The sequence below is a fragment of the Bradyrhizobium sp. USDA 4451 genome (assembly GCF_054822585.1).
The window spans coordinates 15,338-40,085 of sequence record NZ_JBTRCH010000001.1 but is presented as its reverse complement, the minus strand read 5'-3'; the positions used below and the strand labels follow the sequence as shown (position 1 = coordinate 40,085).

19 protein-coding genes and 2 pseudogenes are annotated in these 24,748 nt (G+C 57.7%); 14 read left to right on the top strand and 7 right to left on the bottom strand.

Going from position 1 to position 24,748, the window contains the following annotated elements; translation table 11 throughout:
• Window positions 1-53 precede the first annotated feature (53 nt).
• Window positions 54-374, top strand: coding sequence for a hypothetical protein (locus ACVMB0_RS00165; protein ID WP_461344865.1), 321 nt, complete (start codon window positions 54-56; stop codon window positions 372-374).
• 139 nt (window positions 375-513) lie between these two features.
• Here ACVMB0_RS00165 and ACVMB0_RS00160 read toward each other — a convergent pair whose 3' ends face one another.
• The 4 genes from ACVMB0_RS00160 to ACVMB0_RS00145 all read right to left on the bottom strand — a co-directional run bounded on the left by ACVMB0_RS00160 (window position 514) and on the right by ACVMB0_RS00145 (window position 3,304).
• On the bottom strand, window positions 514-807 hold the full coding sequence (locus tag ACVMB0_RS00160) for a hypothetical protein (RefSeq protein ID WP_461344864.1): 294 nt from the start codon (window positions 805-807) through the stop codon (window positions 514-516).
• Entirely contained in the window at window positions 807-2,462 is a 1,656-nt protein-coding gene (gene tnpC / locus ACVMB0_RS00155; RefSeq protein WP_461344863.1) for an IS66 family transposase, read from the bottom strand. The genes ACVMB0_RS00160 and tnpC overlap by 1 nt, the downstream gene beginning before the upstream one ends.
• Window positions 2,463-2,533: 71 nt before the next feature.
• Window positions 2,534-2,881 carry an IS66 family insertion sequence element accessory protein TnpB gene (gene tnpB / locus ACVMB0_RS00150; protein ID WP_461344862.1) on the bottom strand — a complete coding sequence of 116 codons (348 nt, stop codon included), beginning with the start codon at window positions 2,879-2,881 and terminating at the stop codon, window positions 2,534-2,536.
• A 78-nt stretch (window positions 2,882-2,959) separates the two neighbouring features.
• Complete coding sequence (locus ACVMB0_RS00145) at window positions 2,960-3,304, bottom strand: transposase (protein ID WP_461344861.1); 345 nt, start codon at window positions 3,302-3,304, stop codon at window positions 2,960-2,962.
• A 43-nt stretch (window positions 3,305-3,347) separates the two neighbouring features.
• Here ACVMB0_RS00145 and ACVMB0_RS00140 point away from each other — a divergent pair, with 43 nt between their 5' ends.
• Complete coding sequence (locus ACVMB0_RS00140) at window positions 3,348-3,665, top strand: hypothetical protein (RefSeq protein ID WP_461344860.1); 318 nt, start codon at window positions 3,348-3,350, stop codon at window positions 3,663-3,665.
• A gap of 74 nt (window positions 3,666-3,739) precedes the next feature.
• Here ACVMB0_RS00140 and ACVMB0_RS00135 read toward each other — a convergent pair whose 3' ends face one another.
• Window positions 3,740-4,144 carry a helix-turn-helix domain-containing protein gene (locus tag ACVMB0_RS00135; RefSeq protein WP_461344859.1) on the bottom strand — a complete coding sequence of 135 codons (405 nt, stop codon included), beginning with the start codon at window positions 4,142-4,144 and terminating at the stop codon, window positions 3,740-3,742.
• Window positions 4,145-5,317: 1,173 nt separating this feature from the next.
• Between ACVMB0_RS00135 and ACVMB0_RS00130 the strand changes: the two genes are divergently transcribed.
• Window positions 5,318-6,856, top strand: coding sequence for a porin (locus tag ACVMB0_RS00130; protein WP_461344858.1), 1,539 nt, complete (start codon window positions 5,318-5,320; stop codon window positions 6,854-6,856).
• A 124-nt stretch (window positions 6,857-6,980) separates the two neighbouring features.
• Here ACVMB0_RS00130 and ACVMB0_RS00125 read toward each other — a convergent pair.
• Window positions 6,981-7,733: pseudogene (locus ACVMB0_RS00125) on the bottom strand (IS5 family transposase).
• Window positions 7,734-7,875: 142 nt separating this feature from the next.
• Entirely contained in the window at window positions 7,876-9,033 is a 1,158-nt protein-coding gene (gene ccrA, locus ACVMB0_RS00120; protein WP_461349560.1) for a crotonyl-CoA carboxylase/reductase, read from the bottom strand.
• A gap of 1,591 nt (window positions 9,034-10,624) precedes the next feature.
• Between ccrA and ACVMB0_RS00115 the strand changes: the two genes are divergently transcribed.
• The 11 genes and pseudogenes from ACVMB0_RS00115 to ACVMB0_RS00065 all read left to right on the top strand — a co-directional run bounded on the left by ACVMB0_RS00115 (window position 10,625) and on the right by ACVMB0_RS00065 (window position 24,713).
• Window positions 10,625-12,085: an FAD-binding oxidoreductase gene (locus tag ACVMB0_RS00115; protein WP_461344857.1), complete on the top strand. Its 1,461-nt coding sequence runs from the start codon at window positions 10,625-10,627 to the stop codon at window positions 12,083-12,085.
• A gap of 244 nt (window positions 12,086-12,329) precedes the next feature.
• Window positions 12,330-13,007 (top strand): fumarylacetoacetate hydrolase family protein, encoded by a 678-nt coding sequence (locus ACVMB0_RS00110; RefSeq protein WP_461344856.1) that lies wholly within the window; start codon window positions 12,330-12,332, stop codon window positions 13,005-13,007.
• A gap of 193 nt (window positions 13,008-13,200) precedes the next feature.
• A complete protein-coding gene (locus tag ACVMB0_RS00105) occupies window positions 13,201-14,172 on the top strand; it encodes a MurR/RpiR family transcriptional regulator (RefSeq protein ID WP_461344855.1) in 972 nt (323 codons plus the stop codon).
• Window positions 14,173-14,411: 239 nt separating this feature from the next.
• Window positions 14,412-15,680, top strand: a complete 1,269-nt coding sequence (locus tag ACVMB0_RS00100) for an aspartate aminotransferase family protein (protein WP_461344854.1) — start codon at window positions 14,412-14,414, stop codon at window positions 15,678-15,680.
• Window positions 15,681-15,757: 77 nt separating this feature from the next.
• A complete protein-coding gene (locus ACVMB0_RS00095) occupies window positions 15,758-17,836 on the top strand; it encodes a hydantoinase/oxoprolinase family protein (protein ID WP_461344853.1) in 2,079 nt (692 codons plus the stop codon).
• A gap of 119 nt (window positions 17,837-17,955) precedes the next feature.
• On the top strand, window positions 17,956-19,689 hold the full coding sequence (locus ACVMB0_RS00090; protein WP_461344852.1) for a hydantoinase B/oxoprolinase family protein: 1,734 nt from the start codon (window positions 17,956-17,958) through the stop codon (window positions 19,687-19,689).
• 237 nt (window positions 19,690-19,926) lie between these two features.
• A pseudogene (locus tag ACVMB0_RS00085) lies at window positions 19,927-21,191 on the top strand (Glu/Leu/Phe/Val family dehydrogenase).
• A 141-nt stretch (window positions 21,192-21,332) separates the two neighbouring features.
• On the top strand, window positions 21,333-22,082 hold the full coding sequence (locus ACVMB0_RS00080; protein WP_461344851.1) for an electron transfer flavoprotein subunit beta/FixA family protein: 750 nt from the start codon (window positions 21,333-21,335) through the stop codon (window positions 22,080-22,082).
• Window positions 22,082-23,017, top strand: a complete 936-nt coding sequence (locus tag ACVMB0_RS00075; RefSeq protein ID WP_461344850.1) for an electron transfer flavoprotein subunit alpha/FixB family protein — start codon at window positions 22,082-22,084, stop codon at window positions 23,015-23,017. The genes ACVMB0_RS00080 and ACVMB0_RS00075 overlap by 1 nt, the downstream gene beginning before the upstream one ends.
• 103 nt (window positions 23,018-23,120) lie before the next feature.
• Window positions 23,121-23,354 carry an NAD(P)-binding protein gene (locus tag ACVMB0_RS00070; protein ID WP_461344849.1) on the top strand — a complete coding sequence of 78 codons (234 nt, stop codon included), beginning with the start codon at window positions 23,121-23,123 and terminating at the stop codon, window positions 23,352-23,354.
• Window positions 23,355-24,713, top strand: coding sequence for a GMC family oxidoreductase (locus tag ACVMB0_RS00065; RefSeq protein ID WP_461344848.1), 1,359 nt, complete (start codon window positions 23,355-23,357; stop codon window positions 24,711-24,713).
• Window positions 24,714-24,748 lie beyond the last annotated feature (35 nt).

Sequence of the window (24,748 nt, the reverse complement as noted above, 5' to 3'; positions counted from 1 at the left end):
GCGCGGATATGACGCGGGTCACTCTAGGAAAGAGCCGGGTGGGCGAAAGCCGCATGACCGGATCTCTGAGGGCGAAAGCCGAATGGCTGAGCTACTCGACCACGACCCAAGCCTATGAAGCACCAAATCCCATTGGTATCAGCATGAGTCTTCGTTTTAAGGGAAAGAAGTGCTTAGCTGACATTATGCCCGTTGGCAGCGTCAGCAAGTTAGTTGATCTCATCATATGTGTTTTTTATTATTTGGATGTTCGTACCCACTGGCTTCCCCGAATTGCTGCAATGCAGGGGTATATTGACCGCCTGGTCGATCTTTATTCTACGATGCTTGCTTCACCAAACCGACAGTTGTCGCAGTCGGCTGCTATGCCATAGGACTGCGCTTTCAGGTCGCTCTAAGCTGCGATTGGCGCATCGGCGCGCTAGGAACGAAGATGATTGTGTGGGAACTGAAGCACGGATTCACGTAAGCATGCGCGTAGGCCGCCGGCTGGCCGGTTTGTCCGGTTACCGGCTAAACCTCGTCGGGCTTTTCGGCCTTCGGCTTAATGATCGCCGCGAGCACCTGGCGGCGTTCTTCAATGATCCAAGGAGCGTCCTTGTGGATCTGGATCAGATTTTTGAGGTTCTCGATTCCATCATCGGTGAACGCCATCACTCCGTCTTCATCGACACCGACGACCCATAGCTGGCCATCCTCGGTGTCCATTTCTTCGGCGACCTCGAACAGCCATTCCTCGTCTTCGCCGAGCATCTCAGCGACATGGCTGAGAGTGAACACGTGGCTGACCTTGTTGACGTGCCCCATCAAGCCGCCTGTGCCGCAAGGCCTTGCTGTTGCGCGGTCTTCCAGTTCCAAGGCAGCAGCTCATCGAGCCTGTGGGCGGCGTGGGTCGCGATGCGAGCGAGTACATCGGCGAGCCAGGCCTGAGGGTCGACGTGGTTCATCTTGGCAGAGACGATGAGGCTATACATGGCGGCGGCTCGGCGCTCTCCGCGGTCGGACCCACAGAATAACCACGACTTTCTGCCCAATGCGATGCCGCGCAGCGCTCTTTCGGCTGCATTGTTCGAGAGGCAGACGCGACCATCGTCGAGGAAGCGTGTGAAGGAGGCCCAGCGCTTGAACATGTAGTTTATGGCCTTGGCCAGATCGTGACCGCGGGAGAGCTTGGCGCACTGCTCGCGCATATAGGCTTCCAGATCGGCGACGAGCGGTGCGCTCTGCGCCTGGCGAACAGCCTTTCGTTGGTCGGCGTTTTGGCCATTGATAGAGCGCTCGATCTCGAACAGAGCGTCGATGCGGCGCACGATTTCCATGGCGACGGGCGAGATGACGATCTCCTTCTTTCCGGCCGCTTTGCGCCGCGCGTTCTCCTTAAGATCCGCCATGGCGAAGAACGGGCGCCGGGCATGGACCCAACAGGCCGCTTCGCTGATAAGCCCAGGACTTCGCTCGGGCTCGTAGAGCTTGATGTATCCGCCGAAGGCGTCGGCCTGGAGGATGCCGGTGTAGTTGGCCAGATGCGCCTGCGGATGCTCACCACTTCGATCGCGCGAGTAATAAAACATCGCCGCCGGCGGATCTGAGCCGCCGAAGGGGCGGTCGTCCTTCACGTAGACCCAGCATCGCGCGATATCGCACTTGCCCAAGGCCAGCATGGGCACGGTGGTGTCATCGCCATGGAGGCGTTCGGCTGCCATGACGTGGGCTTCCAAAAGCCGCAACAGCGGCTCCAATACCGTGCAGCACGCCCCAACGGCGTCGGCTGCGGTCGACAGACTGATCGGCACGCCCTCCAGCGCGTAACGCTCGGTCTGCCGGTTCAGAGGCTGATGCTGGCCGAACTTCTCATGGAGGAGCATGGCCAGCAGTCTTGGCCCCGCCCATCCTCGCGGGATCACATGGAATGGCGCCGGTGTCTGGCTAATTTTCTCACAGTCGCGGCATGAGAACTTCTCGCGCACCGTTTCGATCATCTTCCACTGACGCGGCACCGATTCCAGCGTCCGGGTCACGTCTTCGCCGAGCTTGCGCAAGCGATTGCCGCCGCAGCATTCGCACGCCGTCGGCGGATCGATCACCACCCGCTCGCGTGGGAGATGCTCGGGGAACGTCTGGCGCTCGGCGCGCTTGCGTATAAATCCGCGTACCGTCGTCGTCCTCGCGACAGCTCGTTCCGCCGCCAGCTCGTCTTCTGTGGCGTCAGCTTCCAGCTCTTCGAACGTCAGCGCCAATTGGTCGATCAACCGCGATGATCGTTCAGACCGTTGTCCGTCGATCTGACGCTCAAGCTTGGCGATCCGCAGCTTCTGCTGGGCGATCAGCGCGCCGTCTTCCGAGGCTTTCGCGCGGGCGACCGCGAGTTCCGCTACAACCTCTAACGCCTTCGTGCGCTCGACGGCCAAAGCCTCTTTCAGAGCCGCAATGTCATCCGGAACAGCGCCACGATCAGCATCCATGCAACGCAGTGAATCACATATCGAGCGCGTTGTGACTCCCCAAAATTCCAGTAGCTGCAGATTTCTTCTGCTCAACCCGCGCTCTGTGGCCGCCAGCTTAGTTGTGGATTCCTCCAGTCAATTCCTTCCAGCATATAGGCCATCTGCGCCGCCGAGATTGACACCGCACCAGCCGATGCTGAGGGCCAGATGAACTTGCCGCGGCCCAGGTGCTTGGCATAGAGCGACATGGCCAACCCGTCATGCCATAAAATCTTGACCAGATCGCCGCGGCGACCGCGGAAGATATAGAGATCGCCAGCATGAGGATCGAGCTTCAAGCTCTCCTGTACCGTCAGGGCCAGACTTTGTATGCCGCGGCGCATGTCGGTGTGGCCGGTGGCGATCCAGACCCTGACGCCGCTCGGGATCGGGATCATTGCCGCCTCAGAAGCTCAAGCACCCGCTGCAGTGCCTCGGCGTCAACATCCCGGTCAACGCGAACGCGACAGCCGCCGCTAAGCTCGATCTCGATTATTCCGGCCCCTGGACGCTGCGCAGGAGCCGAAGATGGCGGTTGTGGCGCGTACCTCGGTGCCAGAGCCGACGTAAAGGCGATCTCCACAGGAACAAGCGCTGGCTCGGCATCCCCGCTCAGCCGATCCTCGCGCGTCAACCGGCGCCACGTGAACAATTGGCTTCGCAGACAACCCGTTGCGCCGAGCCGTCACTGACACCAATCGTGGGCCGCCATAGCTTTCGGCAACGATCCGTTCCTTTTCTTCCAACGTCCAACGGCGTCGAGTACCCGTCGAGACAAATTCCAGTCGGGAGACCTTCGAATTAGGCGTATGGTCAATCATACGCCTATGTCTTCACCCTCCATCGCACCGCGCAAGGCGGCCCTTGCCGGAGCGATACGGATTCACTTGTGTTGTCGGCGGATATCTGCTCGAGAGTTTTGTCGTTCAGGCCCCGACGACGAGCGAGTATGGGTCCGGTTTTCTGGGGCTGCATCACAAGTTGCTTCACGAGGTCGCGGATTTTGGAAACGTCGTGGAGGCGTCTATTGCGCGTGCGCGAATTCTCGACGTTTCCGGAACTCACTTTCCGCCGAACGAATTAATCAATCAAGGCTTGCTTGCCGGTTCGCGCAATTTTAAGCTTCAGGGAAAACAAGCACATGTTGCTGGTCTTGCGAACGGCGCCACAACAGCACCTTAAGTCAGCGCCAGCCGGAGCCCCAAACCTAATGACTGGACGCCGTTGTTGAGCTCGCAAGCCGTCCGAGGGCGACTCTATCGCTTGGCGTTTGACTTCGAAAGTCTGACAATCAACGAAACAATGTCCGTTCGCGCATGCTCGTCCCTGATCTTCATGAACGCCGTGACAAGTTCAAGAACCTGTTTTGCCAGCTTGCCCCTTTGTGCGCCAGCTATGGCTGAGACGTCGAAGAGTGGTGAGCGCCGTCGTGGTGCTATGCTCTCGTCGATTTCATAAAAATGTGTAATCGGAGTGTTCAGCGCTTGAGCGATTTCATAAAGCCGGCTGGCCGGCACTCTACTTGTGCCATTTTCGTGCTTCTGCAGTTGCTGAAAGACTATGTCCAATCGGCTGGCGAGCTCCTTCTGGGTCAGGCCGACCAGCCTTCGCTGGGTTCGAATGCGTTCGCCAATTCTCGTGTCAAGGTCGGTATATGCCACGGATTAAGTCGCTCTTAGGAGTTTTTCACATCGGTAGACCGAAATCCGTAACAGTTCCAGATAGCTCGTTCAATGGGCTTGCGGCGATACGCCAAGCTTTTTCGCACTCGTGACCAACAGTCGGCCGAACAGGCTCATCGCTCATTTAAGCTTCAGACGTCGAGTCGTAATCGTCACGGCTCGTTGAGAGCGTACCGCAAGGCGGGTAGATCCACTCGAACTGACTGCTGGAACAACCCGAAATCTCGGCGACCGAAGGCGACCTGACCAACATGACGACTACCACCATCGCACGCCGTTCACGTACCAGCACAGCTATTCCCGCATTCTCTGCGAGCTAGCAACTGTGCCAGGGGGCGTCATGCATCTGTTGGGCCGATTCAAGCTGTTCAAGTGCAGGCAAGGGCACCATCGGCATTCTAGGTGATCCCAAACTGGTCGAAAAGCCTAAACGGGCGAGTCGAAAGGCGGCCTGAGTGACCGCAACACCTCACTCACGATTGGCGGTTCGGCTGCCGCGGCGGTAAAGCTAGCAAGTGTGCTAAACGATCAACTGCCGGTTCACCGCTTCGCAAGCCCTCGTTGCCTGAACGCGGTGAGCTTGTGGTATCGTCCGTATGTCGACGTCAGGTTCTGTAAAATGCCGCTACGCAAGTCCCTTCCGGATTGAGTGAGGTGTGATCTCTCGCCTACCTTTTGCACCGTCACCATGAGAATGAGCTCTGGATTACGGACGACTAGCCATCTGGGTCTCCTTGTCTTGAGTGTGGTGGCACGACGACGACCAACATCCTCTCAGATAGGACACCTCTGTTCAGCAGGCTTGTCCCCCTACCGCGCAGCGGGTTCGTTCAATCCGCAGCTTAGAAACATATTCATCAGTACGAGGTGAACCGTTGTGAAGCGGCCAAAGCACGGTAACGGTCAGTACGCCCCATTTCGTTCGAAGCGTGCAAACGTTGCCCTGCGACTACGCACCTGATGTGTCAGCCTCTTCAGGCGAGCGGCGGAATGATCCGCGCCGCGACGCGCATCGATCCAGTCGACCGGCGTGCGTTTCGAAAAGAGCCCGCAGATCGCACAATCTGGGGCGGCCGAGGCGAAGTTGGTTATCTCACGTACTGCGGGCGGAGAGGCGACTTTCGGCGGTGAGACGATTTTGGGGGGCTTCCTATGAGAGTAATGAAAAGCATTCTGCTCGGGTCGGCAATTGGAATCGTCGTCGCGGGCGAGGCGCAGGCTGCGGATCTGGTGTCAAAAGCCAAGGCGATCGAATACGTGAAGGTATGTTCGTTGTATGGACCTGGTTTCTACTATCTTCCCGGCACCGAAACGTGCATCAAACTTGGCGGTTATGTCCGTGCTGAACTAAACGCCCACTCCAACGGGAACGTTGATGTACCCAATAGTGGTGTAAGCGGCGCGCAGAACCGCTTCAGCAACGCCTATTCGTGGCGTTCTCGCGAGGATCTGACCATCGATACCCGTACCGCAACCGAGTATGGCATGCTTCGAACCTATTTCGATGCGGTCTTTACCTGGACTTCAGGCAGCTATAGTGGTGTTGGAAACGGCTCTACCGTCTACCAATCCCTTGGCGGAACTGCGGCGCCTGCCAATGCGGGTTCGGGAAATGTTGCTTATGGTACGGTCGGAGTCTATTACGCATTCATCCAGTTCGCAGGTCTCACCATAGGCAAGGCCCAGTCGCAGTTCTCGGCGCCATGGGCCAACTATCCTGCGAACGCCATGGACGGGCTGCCCGGCGGTGGCGGCTGGGATCCTGCGAATCAGTTAACATACACAGCCGATTTCGGCCAAGGCATCTCCTTGTCCTTGTCGGCTCAGGATCAGGTTGCGCTTTACACGAGCAACATTTGGAATGTCAGTGCCGCTTCTGCGGCGGGTATTGCAGTCGGCGCGTATGGCGGCAACGATATCGCGGGCACGGCGGCTCCCGATTTCGTTGCGATGCTTCGTGTCGATCAGCCTTGGGGACTCTTCCAAGCGTCGCTCGCTGCGCATGACAATCACGCAGCCTACTACGGCGCTACAGAGTTGACTGGGCATCCCGACGACAAGTGGGGCTGGGCTGGTCAGGTGTCATTGTCGATCAAGAACATTCCAACAGGCCCGGGTGACACAATTAACATGTCCGCTGTTTATACGAACGGCGCGAGCCGCTATAACTTCCAGGACTATGCGTCCAGCACCTACGCTATGTACGGCGGCAAGGGCCTCCCCGGTGCGTACCAGAGCGTTGGTATCGCTGGTCTGTCGGACGCGGTGTTCGTGTCCGGGTCAGGTATGCAATTGACCACATCCTATGGCTTTCAGGGTGGTTACACCCATAACTGGAATCCGTATTGGAATACGAGCCTCTTCGGGGCGTGGGCCGCAGTGCGATACAATGGAAGCGCCAAGAGTTATATCTGCAGCGCGGTTGTCGCAAATCTTTCTCTTTCGAGCGGTCCTGCTGGCTGCAGCCCGGACTTCAATTATTCTGTGATTGGTTCGGCGACACGTTGGACTCCGGTCAAGAATATAACCTTCACGGCTGAACTCGTTTACGCGATGCTTGACCAGAAATATGCTGGCGGAAGCACCGTGGCCTTGCCGTTACAAGTGGGTACCGCCAAGCCCGCTGGGGTTTACGAGTTAAGAAATCAAGGCGCGGGTTCGGTGCTACTACGTGCGCAACGAAATTGGTGATGTTTCTATTAAAGACTAGCAGACGATTGACCTCGATGGTTGCCCCCCTGAAGACCTCCGGCATGCCCGCCGGAGGTCTTTCTTGTTCTGCACTTCGATGTGGTCGGACTAGGTGGTGTCGACACTAACGCATCCATAGGACAATGGCTGCGAGAGTGACTACGGCGCGATAATTTCGGGCGATCTTTTCGAGGCGGGTTGCGACGCATCGGAACTGCTTGAGCTTTGAGAAGCAGTATTCCACGAGGTGACGCTGGGCATAGAGGCATAGAGGTGCTTGTCGAGCGGATATTTGAGCGCGCGTGACGGGTTGTTGGGAATGACGGCAGCGCGCCTTTGGTGGCGATGGCTTGGCGCAAGTGATCGGCGTCATAGGTGGGGTCGGCCATGACAAACCTCGCGGATAAGCCTTCGATCAATGCGGCGGCTTGCGGTGCATCGCCCTTCTGACCCGCGGTCAGCGTGAACCGCACCGACATCCCAAGCCTCGAACGGCCAGATGTATCTTGGTGCTCAGGCCCCCGCGCGAGCGGCCGATTGCTTGATCCTCGGACCCCTCCTTTTTGGCGCCCGCGGCGTGCTGATGCGCCCGAACAATGGTGGAATCGACGATCAAATATTCTGAGTCCGGATCATCGGACATCGCCTCGAAGATCCGCCACCAAACACCCTTGATGCTTGATCGGCTGAAGCGTCGGACAACGCTGTTCCAATCGCCAAAGACCTGCGGGAGATCGCGCCAGAGAGACCCGTACGCGCGATCCACCGCACGCCTTCCACGAACATCCGGTTGTCGCGCCCGGCGGAGCCCTTAAATTAGCGGCGCCATCCGCTTCCACGCTGGGTCGCTCAATACCAAACGGTCCATCACACCCAAGGTTGCCTCCTCAAAAGCAGCCTTGAATCTGATTTGCTCCTAAAAGGGAATCCTTAGGGTCCACACCACCTAGTGGCCATTGACCAATCAGATTACAGATGTGGATGGCCGCCCCCCCCAAACGACGGTCGGCAATAAACTATCAGCTCAGCTTCGCCGCATTCGCCTGAACGAGAACAGCCATGTTTCCTGGCTGGTGCTCGTTTCTTGCCATTTTCCTATGTGCCAGTGGAATGTCCTCCCAAGAGAAGACTTCCGAAAGGCACGGATCGATACGTCGCTCATGAACAAGCCGATTAGCTTCCCACAATTGGTATGGATTCGCGAAGTGGCTGCCCTGGACTCTTTTTTGTCTCATCCACACGAAGCGAGCATCCATAGTAAGATGGTAACCAGAAGTCCCTCCACAGAATACAACCATTCCGCCCCGTTTCACGACATAGCAGCTCACGGGAAATGTCATTTCTCCAGGATGTTCGAAGACGATGTCGATCTCGGTATTTGCTCCTGCAATCTCCCGGACGGTTCTGCCAAATCGGCGAACTTCTTTCATGTAATCCCTGTATGCCACGAGGTCATCGCTATTCGGAAGCCGTCCCCAACAGTCAAACTCCTTACGGTTGATCACGCCCTTGGCACCCAATGACATTACATAGCGACGCTTCGAGTCTTCAGAAACAATGCCGATTGCGTTAGCGCCCATCAGTGCTACAAGCTGGACCGCCATCGAGCCCAGCCCGCCAGCTGCCCCCCACACGAGCACGTTCTGACCTGGACGAACGGCGTGCGGGTGATGGCCGAACAGCATTCTGTATGCAGTGCCCATCGTGCCCATGTAGCACGCGCTCTCCTCCCAGTTCAGGTGGATTGGCCTTGCCAACAGCTGACGGGATTGAACCCGTGCAAATTGAGCCAAAGATCCGTCAGGAGTTTCATAACCCCAAATTCTCTGCGAAGGCGACAACATGGGATCCCCGCCGTTGCACTCGTGATCATCGCCATCGTCCTGATGGCAGTGGACAACAACCTCGTCACCCACTTTCCATTTCTTGACTCGATTTCCAACAGACCAAACAACTCCCGCGGCATCCGATCCTGCGATGTGATAAGGATGTCGATGCAGATCGAACGGCGAAACTGGCCGCCCGAGAGACGCCCAAACGCCGTTGTAGCCTACCCCTGCCGCCATAATCATGACCAGGGCATCCTCAGGCCCGACGGCGGGCGTCTCAATCACCTCGACTTGCATAGCGTTTTCTGGGTCACCATGCCGCTCCCGGCGTATAACCCATGCGAACATGTTCTTGGGTGCATAGCCCAACGGCGGAATTTCGCCGATCTCATAAAGATCTTTCTCAATCGTCTCGACACTATTCACGACCGATGTCCTTCGTGTTGATTGACCTTGCTCATTGAGCCCCTCGAAGAGATGGCGACAGTCACAGGAAACGAGCCCGGTCACGGCTGGTCCTTTTCGTACGTACATCAAGCGGTTAACTTGTGTTGAAAATGGATGTCAGGCGAGCCAGGCGCAACGGCTTGCGCGGCTGCCGAGACAGCCGTGAGCTCATCGATCTCTACAAGTGAGACAATTCCTCCCCCTCATAGGCTCCGGCCGTACGGCAGTTGTGAAACGGATGTTCTTGCTTCTCAGACTGCCGGCTGATCAGCGAGAGAGCTCGCGGGTGTGCGCCAAGATGCGCGCCGCGCCGAACAGGTGAAAGATATTAATACAATAACTTGGAGATTTCGTGAATAGAAGAAAACAGCAATAAAGAGAAGATTCTTTTGACTGCGTCCAGCCGATTATTTCCGCGGACTATTAGCTGGATTAGATGCGGTTCTACTCGCCTCACTCTGTATGCCTCCCATGTACTGACGAGGAAGATACGCCTTGCCAAGGCCGCAGTTGTATCCGGCCGTGCACTAATCCAGGTGCTGAGTAAGGTGGGTTATCACAGCTGCCAGGAGAACGGCCGAGGTTTCGAGTTCCAGCTCGAGTATCTCGGCCTCGGCATAGTGAAGCAGTTGAATGATGCTCAGTAGCTGCTTCTGTCGGTTGTCGGCTGCAGATTTCCAGGCACACGCAATGTACCTTTTTCGCGGACGTGCGAAAGTCGTTGCTGGGTTAAGCGCTTTCATGAAGTGCTCCCGATCTGCTTGAATTCAGCCAGTCAGATGCGCGTAACACAAGTTTTCATCTTGCAATCCACTCTCAGGTTTCAAATACAATTCCTGATGGTAGAATACAGAGAAGTGCAGGAGAATCACCTACTGTTTCTTGGAGGGTCAAGGGCCGCTAAGTATCCTCCCAGCTTTCTGCGATTGACGCAGTTCTTTCGCCTCGCGGGCAACTTAGCTGCGGCGGTGTTGTTCGTGCCACAAAGACGACCGTTGGAGCGCTCCAGCAGCTCCCGGGCGGAGTAGCCTGATTTTCCTTCGCACACAACCAGTCACGGCGGGCGAGCCGGAGACACTTCTTACCCTTGGCGGAAGCGACGGCGGCTTGTCGAACGCCGCTCCGCTCCCACCAATTCGTTCGTAGTGACGTCGCCGCCGGTCGCACGGATGGTTGCTTCCCCGAGCTCGGCCTCACGCGATACTGCTTTTGGGCACGATTGAGCATGGTGCTGTTCGCGTTTCCTTAGCTCGCTTTGGTGCCTTTACTACATCCCTTTTCAGCGCCGGCCTGTGGAGCCCAACGAGGGATTGCAAGTCTTCCGCGAATGCGTGGCTAATGGCTGAAAGATGACGCAGCGGCACCAAAGCGACGGCTGCCTAAGGCACGCAATTGAGTGATATCAATCAGAAAGGGATCGTGCGAACCCATTGACAAAATGTGGAACCAAATGGTTCATGCGCCTTTCGTATTGACGGGAGAGCTTAGAACTGTGTCCGACGTTAGCGAGACGCGCCAGCGGTTGATTTCCGCCGCAATCCAGATTGCCGGGGTGAAGGGGGTTATCGCTTCGCCTTCCGAGACGGCTGGCTACTTCATGGATTGGCGCCGCCGTTACAAGGGTGAAGCGTTGGCCGTCGTCTTGCCCACAAGTACGGAGCAGGTATCGGAACTCGTAAAGTTGTGTCGCAGCCTCGGGATAGCAGTGGTCCCGCAGGCGGGAAATACCGGAATGACTGGAGGCGCTGTCCCCATCAGCGATCGTCCTTGCGTCATTCTCAACATCTCCAAATTGAACCGGATAAGAGAGATAGATACTCTAAACAATTCGGTCATTGTCGAAGCAGGCTGCATCTTGGCGACTCTTCGAGAGACGTCGGAGAGGGCCGGCAAGCTGTTTCCGATGCTGCTTGGTAGTGTAGGCAGTTGCCAAGTCGGCGGTCTGGTTTCGACGAACGCTGGTGGCATAAATGTTCTGCGCTATGGAAATATGCGAGATCTCGTGTTGGGTTTGGAGGTCGTCCTGCCCGACGGTCAAATCTGGAATGGCTTGAAGGTCCTGCGAAAAGACAATTCAGGATACGACCTGAAGCAGCTCTTCATTGGTGCAGAGGGAACCTTGGGGATCGTGACTGCCGCAGCGCTTAAGCTCTTTCCGCAACCGACAAATAGCGGGACTGCGATGGTATCAGTGCCAAGCATAGAGGCGGCTGTCGACCTTCTCAGACTATTTTCGGATGGCGCCGGAGGCAAGGTCGAGGCGTTCGAAATCATGTCCAAGGGCCAGCTCGAGAACGTTCTCGCGCACCACGAAGAGTCATCGCCGATGCCACTTTCCTCGCCGTGGTATGTCTTGACCGAGCTTGCCGATAGCAGCACCAGTTGGGATCCGAACGAACTTTTTGAACGGATTCTAGCGGTGGCGCTTGAGCGCGAGTTGATCCACGACGCAGTGATTGCCTCAGATTCCAAAAAAGCCGAGCGTCTATGGAGGCTAAGACATACAATCTCTGAAGCGAACATGCGAAAGGGATTCTCTGTCGCCAACGACACCTGCGTTCCTATTTCGAAAATTTCGGTCTTCATCGAGCAGGTAGACGAGCGGCTCAAGCATGAATTCAAAGCCGCTCAGGTGTACTATGCTGGTCATGTGGGGGACGGGAATATCCACGTCATCATTGTGTTCGATAGAGCGTTCTATGACACCGACGAGAAACGGGAAACGGCGGCTGCGCGCGCTAACTTCATCGTTCATGAAGCAAGTGTTGACCTGGACGGAAGCATCAGCGCCGAGCACGGAATTGGGCTAATGCACATTGCGGAGCTCGAGCACTTCAAAAGCGCTGTCGATCTTAGAATGATGGTTCAGATCAAACGAGCGTTCGACCCTGATAATCTGATGAATCCGGGCAAGGTCCTGGGTGCTGCCGCATTGATGCGGTTCGAAGCGTAACCGTTTGAAAGAGATCAGCAGATGAAGCTTGCGAGTGTGATTTATCGTGATGCAGCCGAGGTCGGAGCGATATCGGGAGAAACAGCTATCCTGCTGCTCAAAGAGTTCAGGGATCTAATCATAGAGGGGGAATCGAAGCGCTGGCCGAAATTAAGCAATTGGTCGGCCGGAAGGAAGCTGAGCACACTCCGTTCGCAGGTCTGTCTCTCCTTGCTCCCATTCGGCGCTTTCGCCGTGACATCCTTTGCGCGGATGGAACTATCTGGATCACTTTAATGAAGGCAAGGAGAAGCGCGCCAACCAGGAGATTAAAGAGCTGCCGAAGGCGTCGACCTTCTTCACGAAGGGGCCCGATACCGTTATCGGGCCGCGCGATCCGATCGCGTTCGACCCGAGAATCTCGACAAAATGGGACTACGAGGCGGAATTGGCCGTGGTCATCGGAAAGGCCGGTCGCAGCATCCCGCAGCGCGAAGCCGCGGCCCACATCTTCGGCTTTTATCTAGCAAATGATATTTCGCAGCGGAACTTGCAGCGTCGGCACGGCGGACACTGGCTTAAGGGTAAGAGCATCGACGGGACAATGCCGATCGGCCCATATCTTGTGACTCCTGACGAAGTCGACCTCGAGACGGTCAGACTTCAATGCCTGTTGAATGGAGAAGTCCGCCAGGACGCTCTGATTTCCCAGATGGCCTTTTCGGTGGAGAACTTGATTGCGGAGGTCTCATTTGGGATGACATTGAGGCCCGGAGACGTACTGCTAACGAGCACACCAAGTGGCGTAGGCTTTGCGCGCACCCCGCCAATCTCGCTGGGCGAAGGCGACGAGGTTATCGTACGCGCGACAGGTCTGGGCGAGCTGCGCAACCGTCTTAAGCGCGTCGATCTTTTTGGCAATTCGGACGTATCGCTTGAATAGCGGTATACGGCTCGTAAGCTTTGGGTCTGATTGCGTCACATAGTCAAGCTGATGATCCCGGGACAACTGCTCTTCCGCTGAAGAGCGTGCCGCACGTCCGCCGTGGTCTGACAAGAGACGGGTGGTCATATACGGACGGCACCGCTAGAGTATGTCGACCGGTCAATTGGATTGGCGCGATAGGAGATGCCGCGTGGGATCAGTGGATCTGGTTGAGGAAATTAAGGAAATTTGCGTCGATTTGTCCGGACAGGCCGTCGAGGCGGCTCACTATCTCATCAACAATCCGGACGAAGCCGCCTTCCACTCGATGCGAGAGATTGCTCGACGTGCAAACGTCCCGCCTGTGAGCCTCGTCCGTCTGGCTCAGCGCATGGGGTTGCCTGGCTACGGCGAACTACGGCAGCGTTTCATCGACACCATGCGCGATCGTCAGCAGAGGGATCGCCTGTCGCCAACCCGCAATGAACAAACCGCTAGGGCTTTAATACATAAAGTGGGCGAAGGCACCCGATTGGATGACTTCGTCGAATCGTTTTTCGCGGCGGAGCTCGACGTTGTCAGGCGAGCTCGTGCACATCTCTCTGAGGAAAGACTCACCGAAGCGGTCGATCTTCTAGCGGCCGCACCAAGAGTATTTGTGTGCGGCAGGAGAACTTCCTTCACTCCGGCCTACACATTGGCGTATGCGTTACGAAAAGCGCGGCCGAACATCATCCTGCTGGATAGCCCTGGAGGTGCAGTTGAAAGTGTCCTTGAGGACCTGGAAGCCGGTGATGCGTTTGTGGCGGTAACCTTTGCGCCCTTCAACCGCCTGGTTCATCAGCTCGCAGAGAAGGCGTCGCGTTCTGGGGCTCGCATAATCTCGATTACCGATAGCTTCGCTGCACCGATGAGTGAACTAGAAGGCCTTCATTTCGTCGCACAATCATCCGGGCAAGCATTCCCCGAGTCGACCCTCGGGGCGATTGCAATAGCCCATCTTCTCGCTGCCTTGGCAATCGGCCGTCTCGGCGAGCCGGCGCAAGCCAGGATTCGCGAAAACGAACGTTTCTTGCACGGATCTGGCGAATATCTCCTTTCTGGGAAGCTCATCAAGCGCCGGCGGCGCGCGTCCGCCGTTTCGCGAAAGGCAGCGGCAAAAGACAAGCGAAAAAAGCGCTAGCCGTCCTGCGGATTGCTTTGTTGAGCTTCGCCGCTGCGGTGCGCTTTTGTCGGGCATGGATCAAATGATCCTATTGACATAACAGAGGATCATGTTGTTCATTGACTCATCTGATTTTCCGGAGAGTGCCAATGACGGGTCCACGTCGAGGAGTTGGGGCAGGAGAACTTGCGCCTCAGGCGAAATCGCGGTCCGAGGCCGCGTACGTTCGCGAGGCCAAGGTCGTGCCGGGTGGATCAATGCGCGCCGCTCAATGGTTCAAGCCCCACCCGCCCTATGCTTCGCGTGGTGAAGGGTGCTGGGTCGTTGATGTTGACGGGCGGCGAATTCTCGATTGCGCCAACAACTTCTTTTCGCTTATTCACGGTCATGCATTTCCTCCGATCCTCGATGCGGTGCACAATGCGATGATCCGGGGAACCGCTTTCGGCTTGCCGACGGAAAGCGAGATTTTGCTTGCCGAGGCTCTGGCTGTTCGCAATTCACGAATGGAGCAGACACGCTTCTGTAATTCCGGAACAGAGGCGGTGCTCTCTGCCCTGAAGGCTGCGCGCGCCATCACCGGAAGAGGGAGGGTCGCAAAATTCGAAGGGTGTTATCACGGCGCCTATGATTGGATGGAGGTTAGCCTCGACCCTACACCCGTCAATTGGAGTGATGAGAACGGCGATCCCGCGTCTGTGCGGCTCGGCTTGGGGATGCCGGAGTCTGTTCTTAACGAAACGGTCGTGTTGCCCTACGACGACCCTCAGCGCTGCGCCGACATCCTTCGTCGCGAGGGGCGATCGCTCGCCGCAATCGTTGTCGATCCTCTCGCCTCTCGGGCGGGTACCGTGCCGATGTCGAGAGAGACGACGGCTGTTCTACGCGAGGCCTGCCAGCGTGATGGAATCTTGCTGATCGCTGACGAGGTCATCAGTTTTCGTCTTTCATTCGATGGAGCATCCCGCTCCTTCGGCCTCGAGCCGGATCTGATCACGACCGCAAAGATTATTGGCGGAGGTCTGCCTATCGGAGCCGTTTCTGGATCTGCCGATCTGATGTCGGTCTTCAATCACTCCGAAGGCAAGCCGAAAGTCGCAATGGGCGGCACATTCAGTGGTAATCCTTTGAGTATGGCGGCGGGGCTCGCGTCTCTTGCGCATTACTCGCAATCAGCTATCGAGCGACTGAACGGATTGGGTGATCAACTCCGGAATAAGGTCAAAGACGGCTTCTCCGTACGCGGTGTCAAGGCCACCATTACCGGCATGGGGTCGCTGTTCAGGCTCCATTTGGGAGCCGCTCATGTCACCGGCTACCGGACGGCGTATGCCAATCCGGAGGCGGCTCAGCTCATTCGCCAGATACAATTTGCGATGCTCGATCAGGGCGTCTTGCTCACGCCGAACTGCTCGGGCGCATTGTCGACCCCAATGACCGAGACTGAGATCTCCTTGATCGCGGACAAATTGGTCGCAGTTGTTGCCAAAGAACTGGCGGAGCACGAGAGCGGCGCTGTGGCCTGATCGGCGAGCGCAAGAGTCAGATGCAGCACTTTGGCAGTCAGGGCTAGAACCGAGATTGCTTTTATGGGACCCACTCAATGTTAGTTGCGCCTTTCCGAGTTGGAGTTGATGTTGGTGGTACCTTCACCGATCTTGTTCTCGTCGATGCTCGGGGCAGGGTAGAGGCATTCAAGTCACCATCGGTCCCCACAAATCCTACTGAAGGTGTCCTTGCGGCAGTCGAGCTGGCTGCTCGATCTCTGGATAGTAGCGTTAAGGCCTTTCTCGCCAACACGGGCTTATTCGTTCATGGTTCGACCGTTGCCACGAACACGCTTCTCGAAAAGAAAGGCGCGAAAGTCGGATTGTTGGTAACCGACGGTTTTCGTGACTCTTTGGAAATCCGTCGGTCTATCAGAGAAGACGTTTGGGACCACCGTCGGCCGTTTCCGCAAGTCCTCGTTCCTCGATATCTTCGGCAGCCAGTCACAGAGCGGATGGAGGCGGATGGCACGATCCGGATTCCTTTTGATCCTGCATCCGTTGCGGCCGCTGCGCGTGTCTTTGAGGAGGAAGGGGTAGATGCGGTCGCGATCTGCTTCCTGCATGCGTACATAAATCCCGCTCATGAGCGCGCCGCGAAAGCCGAGCTGCAGAAACTGCTCCCCAAAGTATGGGTGACTGCATCCTCGGAGATTGCCCCAGTTATCGGGGAGTACGAAAGAACCTCGACGACCGTTGTCAACGCATATGTGGCACCGCGGGTCGTTCCTTACCTGAAAAGCTTGGCCGAGCGACTGGCTGCATTGGGACTACCACGCAAGCTGTTGATGATCCAATCGAACGGCGGTGCAATTTCGGTTGACGAGATCGGACATGCGCCAGTCAATCTGGTCCTGTCCGGTCCCGCAGCAGGGATCGGGTCGCTCAGGTTCTTCGGAAATGATGCCGGGTCGGACCATTTGATATCAATTGAGGTTGGCGGCACAAGCTGTGATGTCACTTTGATGCAGCACGGCGAAGTCAGTATGACCGACCAGATCGTGCTCGACCGCTACCATTTGAATATTCCCGCGGTCGACATTCACACCGTCGGCGCTGGCGGCGGCACCATCGCCTCGGTCGATGGTGCCGGCCTTCTGAAGGCTGGCCCCGAAGGTGCTGGTTCGATGCCGGGTCCCGCCTGTTACGGCCGCGGCGGCGAACGCCCCACCGTGACCGATGCCCAGCTGGTATTGGGTCGACTTAAGGCGGGTCCTTATGCCGGGGGCGCCATCACGTTGAATCTTGACAAGGCGAAGAAGTCGATCGAAGTCCATGTCGCTCAGCCGTTGAAGCTAAGCGTTGAGGACGCCGCCGCTGGCATCATCCAGCTGGTTGAGCGTAACATCCTTCACGCCGTCGAACGTTCTTCGCTCGAGAAGGGCTACAATCCGCGGAGTTTTACGCTTGTGGCCGCCGGTGGCGCTGGGCCTCTGCATGGCTCAGCGGCTGCTCGACTGCTCGGCAGTTCAAGTCTCTACGTGCCGCGTCTTGCGGGCGTGTTCTGCGCCTTCGGCATGTGCAATTCGGATCTTCGACACGACCATCTGCGAAGTTGGCTGCGGGACCTTGACAGCAAAGCCGCTTCGTCGCGTGACTCGCTTGAGGGCGGGTTCCAACAGATTGAAGCGGCGGCGGGCGAAATCCTGACACGAGAAGGCTTCGAGGGGGCTCGCGCGGTTCTCCGGCGCGGGTACGATCTGCGTTACTTCGGCCAACAATGGACAGTTGCTGTTGAGTGTCCCTCGACCAACCCCGCAATCGTTCGCGCAAGCTTTGAAGCCGCTTATGAGCGCTTATTTGGATACGTTCAGACCGGTGGGGCAATCGAGATCGTGAACCTTCGTGTTGCAGCGATTGGCAGCCTGGATCCGCTCGAAGTCACTGGCGCTCGTCCAGCTGCTTCAGATCCGGTGCCGCAGTCCCGACGGCGCGTTTGGATCGATAGAGAGACCGGATTTGCCACTATCCCTGTCTATGACGGTACAATCCTGACGCCGCGTCAGCGACTTGTTGGCCCAGCGGTGATCGAGGAGGCCACCACCACGATCTTCGTCGGCCCAGGCGATCAGGTCACTCTGACTGAAGCGGGTAATTATCACATGTCCATCGCTCACGCGGGAGCTCGGGGATAAGGCCGTGAAGGAGCAAGGGCTGTGATTGGCGAGGTTGCGGCCGGCGAACCGAATGGCGAGCTGAATGTGGGTGCAGATGGGCTCGTCCGCCAGTTGGCGCGAGAATGATAGGTGAAAGCATGAACACCGCGGCGACTTACGATCCTGTTCTGTTGGCAATTCTGCAGAAGCAGCTCGATCACATCAGTGTGCAGATGGGCGCGATTATGATCCGTACGGCGCGCAGTCCCATCTTTAGCCAGAGTCACGATTTTTCTTGCTTTATCAGCAGCGCAACAGGTGAGACGGTCGCGCAGGCGGACGGGCTGCCGGTCCACTCTGGCGGTGGCGGTTTCGCTGTTCGAGCCGTCCTCAGGGATTTTGCGGACCAGATTGAGGACGGCGACGTCTTCATTCTCAGCGATCCGTATGTTGCAGGCGGCAACCATTTGCCCGATTGGACTCTCATCCGTCCGGTATTCTTCGGCGGCGAGCTGGTGGGATTCTGCAGCAATCGCGCTCATCAATCCGACATTGGAGGCGGCGCTGCTGGGACCTACAATTCCGCTGCTACAGAGATTTTTCACGAGGGAATTCGGCTGCCTGTTCTCAAGCTTGTAGAAGCTGGCAAGCGTCGAGACGACCTCTGGAGAATGCTGCTGTTGAATTCGCGCTGCCCGGATCTGATGGAGGGTGATCTCGGAGCGATGCTGGGTTCCACGCGTATCGGCGCCAATCGCATGGCAGAGATCATCGGCCAGCTCGGCATCGAGACGGGAAGGTCATATCTGACGTCTCTTCTGGATTATGGAGAGCGCAGGATGCGCCAAGCGATCTTGGCCCTTCCGGACGGCACCTGGGAAGGTTTCGACGTCAGTGACACGGACTGCTTCGAAAGCGTCGATGTTGAGACGCGGGTGAAAGTGACCATCGCTGGAGACAGTATCGCGTTCGATTTCACCGGCACGTCGCCGCAAATCAGAGGGTTCAAGAACAGCGGCATCGCCAATACGCACTCGTCCGTATACTGCGCTCTTTCTTCATTCCTCGATCCCGATATTCCACGCAATGAAGGTGTCTATCGTTGCGTGAAAATCATTGCTCCTCAAGGCACGATCGTAAACGCCTTGCCGCCGGCTCCAATGACGATGAATACCGTTTTTCCAGCGATCGATATCATGAACGCTTGTTGGCGTGCGTTAGCACAGGCAGAGCCAAATCGCGCCTGCGCGGGGTGGGGCAAGTCTGTCCATAGCAGCTCGGCCGGAACGAAGGCATCGGGCGAGGTGTTCGTGCTCTACCATTGGCACGGCAGCGCAGGTGGCGGAGCGGTGAACGGGCGCGATGGTTTCCCGACCACCAGCCATCAGATGACACTAGGCGGAATGTTCATTCCGAATGTGGAAACCTATGAGCAGAGTTATCCGATCCGCATCCATCGCTATCAAATGCGCTCCGATTCCGCAGGCGCCGGCCAATACCGGGGCGGAACGGGCGTCGATTACGTCGCCGATGTCTTAGCCGGCGGAGAGCACTCACTGCGTGGTGAGGGCGCCCGCAAGCCGACGGGCGCGGGCGTCAATGGCGGGCTTTGGGGTGCTAAAGGCTCGCTGAAAGCTTTCGATTCGACGACGGGAGAAGAGTTCTACTGCCCGCAATACGGTGTTCAGCAAGTCAAGCCGTTTCGTTTGGTTATCGAATCGTCCGCGGGTGGTGGGTGGGGAGATCCTCACAAGCGGGATCCTGGTGCGGTCCTGCGCGACGTTCGTGACGAACTTGTTTCGCCAGAAACAGCTTTGGCGATCTATGGGGTCGAGATTTCAACAGACCGTAAGTCGGTCGTTTCCACCCAAACAAGGCATCGGGTGCGCTAGTCAAAAAGAGAGGAAATGACGGGCTGCACGAGGTAGCGATGGTTGTTCTCGGCGGCAGTAAAGCCACTGCCGAACTCCAGCTCGTTTTGAATAGTTTCCCGAACGCGATCTCTTTGAAGTTGTTCGTCGTAGTTCCTCCCGCGACGGACCATCACTGGCCGCCCCTGGTTGGGGCGGCCGCTTTTCTTTCCCGAGGAGCCTTTGGCTTCGCACGTCGACTAAGTTGGACAAGCAGTAATGAGCACATCAATCTATAGCGGTCCCGTATTCGCGATGGCCAGGCAGCAATTCGCTCAAGTTGCTGATCATCTCCAGATTCTAGAGATGGATAGAGATCGGCTGCTTTACCCCAAGCGTGTCGTCGCGGTGTCCTGTCCGATCCACAGAGACGACGGTCGTACCGAGGTCTTCCAAGGCTACCGTGTGCAGCATCATCTAACGCTGGGACCGACCAAGGCGGAACGCGTTTCGCCACCTCGGTGGACATCGGCGAGGTGGCCGCTCTGGCGATCTGGATGAGTTGGAAATGTGCCCTAGCGGGGCTTCCGTACGGGGGCGCCAAGGGAGGCATTACCGTGGACCCCTACGCCCTGTCTCCGCGCGAACTCGAGGCGCTCTCGCGCCGCTACATGCAGGAGATGATCCCCTTCGTTGGTCCGCATACCGATGTAATGGCCCCTGATATGGGCACGAACGAGCAAGTCATGGCCTGGTTCATGGATACCTATTCCATGTATCAGGGCCAGACGATCAACGAGATCGTCACCGGCAAGCCGGTGTCGGCGGGAGGCACGCTCGGTCGCCGCGAAGCGACCGGACGCGGGGTGGCATATCTCGTCGGGCGCGCACTTGATCACCTTGGGATCCGTGCGGACAGGGCGACCGCCATCATCCAGGGCTTCGGCAATGTAGGATCCGTGACGGCCTATTGCCTTGCCGAGCGTGGCGTCAAGATCGTCGGCGTCTGTGACCATACCGCAGCCTACCATGATCCTGCCGGCCTGAATGTTGCCGGCTTGCAGCGCCACATGGCGAAAAACGGGCAGCTTGCCGGCTTCTCCGCACAGGGACTCATTGAGCCCGCCGAACTACTGCTCCGAAAGTGCGACGTTCTGGTGCCGGCGGCGATCGAGCAGGTCATCACCGGGGAGAACGCTTCCCGACTTCAATGCCGTATCCTCGCCGAGGGCGTTAATGGTCCTACCACACCGGAGGCCGACGCTGTCCTGCAACAACGAGGCGACGAGATCTTCGTGCTGCCCGACATCCTTTGTAATGCGGGAGGGGTCATCGTCAGCTATTTCGAATGGGTACAGGATCTACAGCGGCTGTTCTGGGAGGAAACTGAGGTATTCGATCGTCTTTACCGAATTCTCGAACGCTCATTCCAGCAAACGATAGCCCGTGCCAGGCGCGATCGCATCTCGCATCGCATGGCGGCCATGGCGATCGGCGTGAGCGTCGTGCAGTCAGCCAAGCAGACCAGGGGGCTTTTTCCTTGATGAACGCAAAGCTTCTTCTGTCAATTGAAGAGGCGGCCAGTCGTTGTGCTTACCCCAGCGAGGAGCAGGCGAGATCAAACCGAGCACAAGATTGGTCGCGAGTTGATGCCTTCCTCCAAATTGTTGAGTGAAAGAGGATCGATGAAGGTCTTAGTGCCGGTAAAGCGGGTGGTCGATTACAACGTCAAGGTGCGCCTCAAGGGCGATGGATCGGGCGTTGAACTCGCCAACGTCAAGATGTCGATGAACCCGTTCGACGAAATCGCGGTCGAAGAAGCGCTGCGCCTGAAGGAAGCCGGCAAGGCGACCGAGGTCGTGGTGGTCTCCATTGGACTGGCGCAAGCATCGGAGACGATCCGCACTGGTCTTGCCATGGGCGCCGATCGCGGCATCCTGGTGAAGGCCGAAGGCACCGTCGAGCCGCTCGCCGTCGCCAAGATATTGAAGAAGGTTGCGGAAGAAGAGCAGCCTGGCCTCATCATCCTCGGCAAGCAGGCGATTGATGACGACAGCAACCAGACCGGCCAGATGCTGGCCGCGCTGCTCGGCTGGTCGCAGGCGACGTTCGCTTCCAAGCTCGAGGTCGAAGGCTCTGACTTCAAGGTCACGCGCGAAGTCGACGGGGGTTTGCAGACCGTCAAGCTGAAGGGACCGGCGATCGTCACCACCGACCTTCGTCTCAACGAGCCGCGCTATGCGTCGCTGCCCAACATCATGAAGGCGAAGAAGAAGCCGATCGCTGAGAAGACCGTCGCCGATTACGGCGTCGATGTCGCCGCGCGCCTCGAGGTTCTCAAGACGACTGAACCGGCGGGCCGCAAGGCGGGCGTCAAGGTCAAGGACGTCGCCGAGCTGGTGTCGAAACTCAAGAACGAAGCCGGGGTGCTCTGATGACGACGCTGCTGATTGCCGAACACGACAATGCGTCGCTCAAGGATGCAACCAACAAGGCCCTGACCGCGGCCGCCGCGCTCGGCGCCGATGTCGAGGTGCTCGTCGCCGGCGAGAACGCAAAGGCCGCGGCGGACGCCGCTGCCAAGCTCGCCGGCGTCAAGAAGGTGCTGCTCGCCGACGGCGGGACCTACGCGCACGATCTCGCCGAGCCGCTGGCCGCGCTGATCGTCTCGCTGGCCCCGTCCTATGACGCGATCGTCGCGCCCGCGACCTCGCGCTTCAAGAACGTGATGCCGCGCGTCGCCGCACTGCTCGATGTCATGCAGGTCTCGGAGATCATCAAGGTCGTCGCGCCCGACACCTATGAGCGTCCGATCTATGCCGGCAACGCCATCCAGACGGTGAAGTCGAAGGATGCCAAGAAGGTCATCACGGTCCGCACCTCCACCTTCGCCGCAGCCGGCGAGGGCGGCAGCGCGCCGGTCGAGGCCGTCGCGGCGGCGGCCGATCCCGGCCTGTCGACCTTCGTCGGCGAGGAGGTCGCCAAGAGCGACCGTCCGGAGCTGACCTCGGCCAAGATCATCGTCTCCGGTGGTCGTGCCATGCAGAGCCGCGAGAACTTCGCCAAGTACATCGAGCCGCTCGCCGACAAGCTAGGGGCCGGTGTCGGTGCCTCGCGCGCGGCGGTCGACGCCGGCTATGCGCCGAACGACTGGCAGGTCGGCCAGACCGGCAAGGTCGTGGCCCCCGAGCTCTATGTCGCGGTGGGCATTTCCGGCGCGATCCAGCATCTGGCCGGCATGAAGGATTCCAAGGTGATCGTCGCGATCAACAAGGACGAGGACGCGCCGATCTTCCAGGTCGCCGATTACGGCCTGGTCGCCGACCTCTACCAGGCAGTTCCGGAACTGGCGGAAGAACTTAGAAAATAGTCAGCCCCCTAGAAGCGCGCGGTCCATATTGACAATCTTTGGATCATATGATCCGGTGGCGCGGCCGTTGCACCGGTCGCAAGGCTGAAGGTTTGGAGCGGGCGTGCAACCAGAGTTCGATTACATCGTGGTTGGCTCGGGTTCGGGCGGGAGCGTCGTAGCTTCGAGATTGTCTGAAGATCCTAACTTGTCAGTGCTCCTTTTGGAGGCCGGTGGCTCAGACAAATCGCTTAAGATCGTCATGCCAGGCCTTGCAGGTTCGCTGTATGGGGATCCGAAGTATGACTGGTGTTTCACCGCAGAGACGGACCTGACGCGAGCGGGCCAGCGCGACTAAATGCCTCGCGGGAAAGTTCTTGGGGGAACGAGTGCGATTAACGCAATGTGCTTTCTTCGCGGCAGCGTCGAAGACTTCGACGATTGGGCTTCACTCGGCAACGAGGACTGGGCTTACCGGAGCGTTCTGCCCTATTTTCGTAAGTTGGAAAGATATGAGGGGGGTAAAAGCTTGACGCGCGGCGATGCTGGCCCGCAGCCGGTGTCGTTCTTGAGGTCCGCACATCCGATGTCAAAGATATTCTTGGAAGCTTGCGTAGGCCATGGGGCCAAGCACATAAAGGACCTCAATAGCGGAGAGTACGAAGGCGTTGGCTTTCCCCAGGTGTCGCAGTTCAAAGGCTCGCGATATAGCGCGGCGCGCTCATACGTCCGGCGGGCGGTCAAGCGTCGAAACTTTCGCCTAATGTTGCATACGCAAGTTCGGCGCGTTCTGTTCGAGAATCGTAGGGCGACCGGCGTTGAAGTGATTGCAGGTGATAGCCGCATTACCTTAAAGGCTCGGAAAGGAGTTGTGCTGAGTGCTGGGGTGTTCGGCTCGCCACACATTCTTATGCTCTCAGGCATCGGACCCGCCGCGCAATTGAGACGTGTTGGTATTGATGTTCTTGTTGACGCTCCAGGGGTCGGCAGCAATTTCCAAGATCACGCCGGTACGCGTCACGTGGTTCGAGTGGATACCAGAACACTCAACATGATAGTCGGACCGATGGAGAAATTGGCGGTGGGATTGCGTTGGCTGCTTCTTGGACATGGGCCAGCAGCGAGCTCGATGACTCAGGTGGTCCTGGCGCGAAAGTTAGATTCCCGAAACTGGCGTTCGCGCTTTCAAGTTCTGTTCACGCCCGGGGCCTATGAGTTGGGCTCGAATGGGCCTCGATTTCTGGATCGGCCTGCCGTCACGGCAATTGTAAACGTTCATCGGCCTTACTCTTCTGGTCATCTCGAGTTGGCCTCGTCTGATGTGCGTGACCCCCTCAAGATTCACCCCAATCTCTTTGCCGACGAGCGTGACGCCGACACTCTCGTTGCGGGCCATAAGATCTTGAGGGAGATTTTTGATACGGAGCCGCTTCGGAGCCGCGCTCTCGAAGAGCTGAAACCAGGTGTCCTGCTTCAGAGCGACGATGAGCTGAAGGCGTTCGTCAAAGAGACGGCGAGAGGCATTTTTCATCCTGCCGGAACTTGTAAAATGGGTGTCGATTCATCAGCCGTCGTCGGCAGTAGGTTGTCAGTGCATGGTGTGCAAAATCTCTACGTGGCCGACGCTTCTGCTATGCCGTTCGTCGTCAGCGCGAATTTAAGCGCGACTTGCATGATGATGGGAGAGAAACTAGCCGACTGGCTGAAGGCTGCTTGAAGTGAATACTCTTTTAAAGCCTAACCGCGGGCCAA